General features: G+C 62.0%; 6 protein-coding genes. 5 read left to right on the top strand and 1 reads right to left on the bottom strand.

What is annotated here, in order from left to right; genetic code table 11:
• Positions 1–172: 172 nt before the first annotated feature.
• Positions 173–1,171 carry a sensor domain-containing diguanylate cyclase gene (locus EPO09_RS01880; protein WP_290639614.1) on the bottom strand — a complete coding sequence of 333 codons (999 nt, stop codon included), beginning with the start codon at positions 1,169–1,171 and terminating at the stop codon, positions 173–175.
• A 198-nt stretch (positions 1,172–1,369) separates the two neighbouring features.
• Here EPO09_RS01880 and EPO09_RS01875 point away from each other — a divergent pair, with 198 nt between their 5' ends.
• From EPO09_RS01875 to EPO09_RS01855, 5 genes are all read left to right on the top strand, one after another.
• Positions 1,370–2,260: an NAD(P)-dependent oxidoreductase gene (locus EPO09_RS01875; protein WP_290639612.1), complete on the top strand. Its 891-nt coding sequence runs from the start codon at positions 1,370–1,372 to the stop codon at positions 2,258–2,260.
• A gap of 1 nt (position 2,261) precedes the next feature.
• Positions 2,262–2,657, top strand: coding sequence for a carboxymuconolactone decarboxylase family protein (locus EPO09_RS01870; protein ID WP_290639610.1), 396 nt, complete (start codon positions 2,262–2,264; stop codon positions 2,655–2,657).
• Between the two features lie 75 nt (positions 2,658–2,732).
• On the top strand, positions 2,733–3,386 hold the full coding sequence (locus EPO09_RS01865; protein WP_290639608.1) for a hypothetical protein: 654 nt from the start codon (positions 2,733–2,735) through the stop codon (positions 3,384–3,386).
• Positions 3,387–3,437: 51 nt separating this feature from the next.
• Positions 3,438–4,373 (top strand): 1-phosphofructokinase family hexose kinase, encoded by a 936-nt coding sequence (locus tag EPO09_RS01860; protein WP_290639606.1) that lies wholly within the window; start codon positions 3,438–3,440, stop codon positions 4,371–4,373.
• A 30-nt stretch (positions 4,374–4,403) separates the two neighbouring features.
• Positions 4,404–4,802, top strand: a 399-nt coding sequence (locus EPO09_RS01855) for a PLDc N-terminal domain-containing protein (protein ID WP_290639604.1), incomplete at its 3' end; no start/stop codon positions are given.

The raw sequence follows: 4,802 nt of genomic DNA, 5'->3' as shown, positions 1-4,802 counted from the left end.
GTGTGATCGTCTCGCGTCAGATGAACCCGACGTACCGCTGACCTCGCCCACCTGAATCCCCTGGGTTCAGGAATGCGGCAATCAGTTCTCGGCGGACACTTTATTCATGCAAAAAGGCCAGCTCCCTCGGGATGCTGGCCTTTTTCTTTGGCGTTGAATCTCTGACGCTTCTTCAGGTGGCTGGCACGAACTGGATGCTCGCCAGCGCGATGCGGTTGCCGCCTTTTTCCTTGGCCGAAGCCATGGCACGATCAGCGGCACGCATCAACTCGTCGATGCCACCTGCCGTGTGCGGGAAGCTGGCCACGCCCATGGCCACCGTGAACGGAACCTGCTGACCATTGAAAGGCACGATGTGCTGCGCGCACTGGCGGCGCAACTGCTCCATCCTGGAGTGAGCAATGGCCAGGCCGATGCCTGACAGCAGCACAATGAAGCGGTCGCCGCCCAGGCGGCATGGGGAGTCCATTGCCCGGGTATTGGCCCTCAGCAACCGCCCCAGCGCCTCGACCACACGCTCACAGCCCTCGACCCCGTGCATGCGACGAATTTCGTCCAGGTTGTCGATGGAGACGGACACCAGCGCGAACTCGCGTTGCTCACGGCTGGACAAGTCAGCCTCACGCCGCAGTTGTTCCTCGAAGTGCGCACGGTGATACAAGCCAGACACCGTATCTCGCACCTGGTTATCTTCGACATCCCGGCGCAAGGAATCGTTTGCCTTTTGTTGCTGTTCCAGTTGCGACAAGGCGGATTGCAGTTGTGTTTCGCGGCGACGCGCGTCGGTCACATCCTGCCAGACCGACAAGAGCTTGCTGTTGCCACTGACCTCGTCCACATAACGCTGGCGCCAGGTCACGAACTCGTGGCGGCCCATGCTCAATTCCAGCTTGTGTTCGGCACGCACGCCATCGGGCACAGCCTGAGCCTGCTGGTCAGCGGCCCGCAAGGCCACGGCCTGAGTCGCATCAAACAACTCGGCATCAACGGCCCCTACGATGTGGCGTTGCTCCAACCCCAGGATGCGCGCGGCGGCGTCATTGGCCACGTCATACCTGCCGCTCGTCACATCCTTGACCAGCACGGCCAGCCCCAACTGGTCCAATGCATGCAGGACCGCCTGGTTCAGCACTCCGCCTTGGAGCACCGCAGCTTCTGAGGATTCGCCCATATGAATCGAAGTCATTATTAGTGCGATGCCCGCTTCCGTCCGTACCCGGAGCCCCGGCATCAAGGGATGAATATTCGCCGAAAATAGCTTGTCTGACTGTCCTTCAAACAAGGGATGTGCACAGAGTTTCCGCTGCTTATGCGGCTTTTCGCACACGGTCTGGTGCATATTCGAATGGTTTTGCAAGCAAACCACATCATGAACAACGAGAAAAAACAGATTGCGCTGCTGGGATGCGGACTGATGGGCACGCCAATCGCCCGTCGTCTGCTGGCAGCCGGGTACCCCGTGACGGTCTGGAACCGCACCCGCAGCAAGGCGGAGGCCTTGATTGCCGATGGCGCGCGCATTGCGCCCTCCCCCTCTCGTGCGGTCGCCAAGGCCGACATCGTCATCACCATGCTGGAAAACGGCGAGGTGGTGGAAAACGTGCTGTTCAACTCGGCCCTGCCTGGCGCCGCCGCTGGCCTGCGCCCTGGCACCCTGGTCATTGACATGAGCTCCATCCTGCCCGAGCAGGCTCAAAGCCATTCGGACCAGCTCGATCATCTGGGTGTGCCCGTGCTGGACGCGCCGGTATCGGGTGGCACCGTCGGCGCCGAGGCCGGCACGCTGGCCATCATGGTGGGTGGCGCGGAAGTCGAATTCGAGCGCGCACGCCCTGTGCTGGAAGTGCTGGGTCGCCCCGTGCATGTGGGCCCGACGGGCGCAGGTCAATTGACCAAACTGGCCAACCAGATGATCGTGGGCATCACGATCGGTGCGGTGGCCGAGGCACTGCTGCTTGCGCAACGCGGGGGGGCAGATCCCGCCAAGGTACGCGAGGCCCTGCGCGGCGGCTTCGCCGAAAGCCGCATCCTGGAAGTACACGGGCAGCGCATGGTCGAAGGCGACTTCGCCAAGCGTGGTTCGCTGGCCATCCAGCTCAAAGACCTGCGCAACGCACTGCACACGTCTGCCGGCTTGGAGTTTGATGCGCCCATCACACAGCACCTGGCGGCCTTGTATGAAGATGCGGCCCAGCATGGCTTTGCTGATCTCGACCAATCTGGGCTATACCAGGAACTCGCACGTCGTCAAGGCCACTGAGATGCCATCCGATCGTTTCGAGCGCGGGCAGGCTGCCCTGTCGCGCATCCATGGCCATGTCGGCGAAGGCGTCATGGCCGCCTTGCAGGATATCGCCCCTGACTTTGCCAGGCTCATCATCGAGTTTCCTTACGGCGACCTCTACTCGCGCCCCGGCCTGACACCCAAGGAACGCCAGATCGCCACGCTGGCTTCGCTGACCACACTCGGACATGCACCCAAGGAGCTCAAGGCCCATATACAAGGTGCCTTGAACGTGGGTTGCACACGTCAGGAAGTGGTCGAGGTCATCATGCAAATGGCGGCGTACGCGGGCTTTCCGGCCGCCGTGAACGCCCTGTTGGTGGCCAAGGAACTGTTTGCAGAAGTAGACACAGCCACCCGGAACGCGGGTTGATGCGCTTCATGGGCTTGGGCACACTCCTTGCTCGTTCACCTTGGTGGACTGAGCAACAAGTCAAGCAGGCCCCTGATGAGATTCGTTTTTCTGTTGCCGCTGGTGTTCGCCACCTCGGCCATGGCTGCGGCGTCGTCCGCATCTGACAATATTCTGGTTGAACTGTCACGCTGTGACAGCAGCTTCTTCGCCGCACTGAATCGCAACGCTGGCGCATTCGCTTCCACGCCCTATCTGGTCAAGGAAGGCCCGGTAGCCTCGTTCAAGGTCGCTGATCGAACTGATCTGGACCGCAGTCTGCGCCGCTTCACGCCCGCCTTGAAGATCAGTGGCTTCGAGACCTTCGGCTACTTTGACGAGCACCTGAGCCTGGGTGGCGATGAGGCCGTGATCTCGTGGGGCTTCATCCTGCGTGCGCCGATGGCAACGGTACTCAAGGCCACGCAAGCCTCGCTGTGGGACACCTCGCGCCTGCAGCAAGATGGCGATGTGTACGCCCGCTCCGAACAGTGGGACCTGGCGCAGCCTGATGCGGGCTGGCAAAAAATCGACACACCTGGCGGGGCAGAATCCCGCCCAGGCACGATCGACCGCGTGCTGCAGATCGAGGCTTATGAAAAAGATCCGTCCATGACGCGCTTTGCCTGCACCTTGCGCGGCGCCGTCACCCTTGAACTGCTGAAAGCAGCGCGGCCAGATCTCAACGCCACACAATTGGGCAACAAATAAGGCAAGCAACAGAAGGTCGGACATGGCCAACGGTGCCTACACTGTGGCCTCATGACCGACATCCTGACCTTGACCATGAACCCTGCGGTCGATGTGTTCACATCGATCGAGCAGGTGATCCCTGGCCACAAGCTGCGCTGCGCGTCGGCTCAAACACACCCAGGTGGTGGCGGCATCAACGTGGCCAGGGTCTTGCATCGACTCGGCGCCGACGTGCTGGCACTCTACGCGGCTGGCGGCGCAACCGGGCGTGTTCTGCGTGAGTTGCTGGACCATGAGCACATCCCTGCGCAAGCCATCGACATCGCCAACGAGACGCGCGAAAGCTTCACCGCACACGAAACCAGCAGTGGGCAAGACTTTCGCTTTGTCTTGCCTGGGCCCAAGCTGAGCGAGACGGAGTGGCGAGCCTGCCTGACTGAACTGGCTCGCCATGGCACCCCAAGGTTCGTGATCGCCAGTGGCAGCCTGCCACCCGATGTGCCGGATGACTTTTATGCGCAGATGGCGGCCCAGGCCCACGCACAAGGCAGCCTCTTTGTCATCGACTCGTCCGGATCTGCCCTGACCGCAGCACTTCGGGCGGGTGTTCATCTGGTCAAACCCAGCTTGCGTGAATTGCGCGATCTCACTGGCTTGCCTTTGACGACTGAATCTGAATGGTGTGGGGCCGCACGTGGCTTGATCCGGCAGGGGCAAGCCCGCATCGTCGCACTGTCCCTGGGTGAAGATGGTGCGCTACTGGTCACCGATCAGCAGGCGTGGCGCGCCCGTGCATTGAAAGTGGACGTGGCCAGCACCATTGGCGCCGGCGACAGCTTTCTTGCAGGCCTGATCTGGGCGCTGGACAAACAGCATGACGTGGCCCAGGCCCTGCGCTACGCCATGGCTGCGGGCGCTGCAGCCTTGCTGACGCCGGGCACATCCTTGTGCCAGGCCAAGGACATCCAGCGCCTCCTTCAGGATGTGCAGGTGCAATTGATCTGACGATCTGAACAAGACAAGAGACCGAACCACATGCATTTGTTGCCCGCCCACTTCCATTGGCCCTTGTCCGGGCTGGAACATGGCGCATTCGTGCTGGCCGGCCTGCTGATCTACCTGACGTCCACACGACTGAGCCGGGAGCACCGCCATCCATCTGCGGCCCTGGCTTGGGTCTTGACCATGAGCCTGCTGCCCTACGCCGGCATCCCGCTCTTTCTGCTGTTTGGTGTGCGCAAGGTACCGCGGCCTCATGCGAGGCTGAGGCAGGCCGATTCACACCAGCCGCATCAAGCTGACCATTGGGCCCTGGACTTGGGACAGGCCCTGGCGCTGCCCGCCGCCACGCGTGACAACACCGTGGCGTTCCATGCAGACGGGCAAACGGCGCTGGATGCCCTGCTGGGGCTGATCGACCGGGCTCAACGCCAC

The sequence above is a fragment of the Aquabacterium sp. genome (genome assembly GCF_004297345.1).
In the GTDB taxonomy this organism is placed as follows: Bacteria; Pseudomonadota; Gammaproteobacteria; order Burkholderiales; family Burkholderiaceae_C; genus Aquabacterium.
Note: the sequence above shows the minus strand (reverse complement) of the source record. Positions and strands in the feature narration are given on the sequence as shown.

Coding starts and splice junctions, on each gene's coding strand:
- EPO09_RS01880 (WP_290639614.1), bottom strand. CDS start 1,171: ATGGGCGAATCCTCAGAAGCTGCGGTGCTCCAAGGCGGAGTGCTGAAC.
- EPO09_RS01875 (WP_290639612.1), top strand. CDS start 1,370: ATGAACAACGAGAAAAAACAGATTGCGCTGCTGGGATGCGGACTGATG.
- EPO09_RS01870 (WP_290639610.1), top strand. CDS start 2,262: ATGCCATCCGATCGTTTCGAGCGCGGGCAGGCTGCCCTGTCGCGCATC.
- EPO09_RS01865 (WP_290639608.1), top strand. CDS start 2,733: ATGAGATTCGTTTTTCTGTTGCCGCTGGTGTTCGCCACCTCGGCCATG.
- EPO09_RS01860 (WP_290639606.1), top strand. CDS start 3,438: ATGACCGACATCCTGACCTTGACCATGAACCCTGCGGTCGATGTGTTC.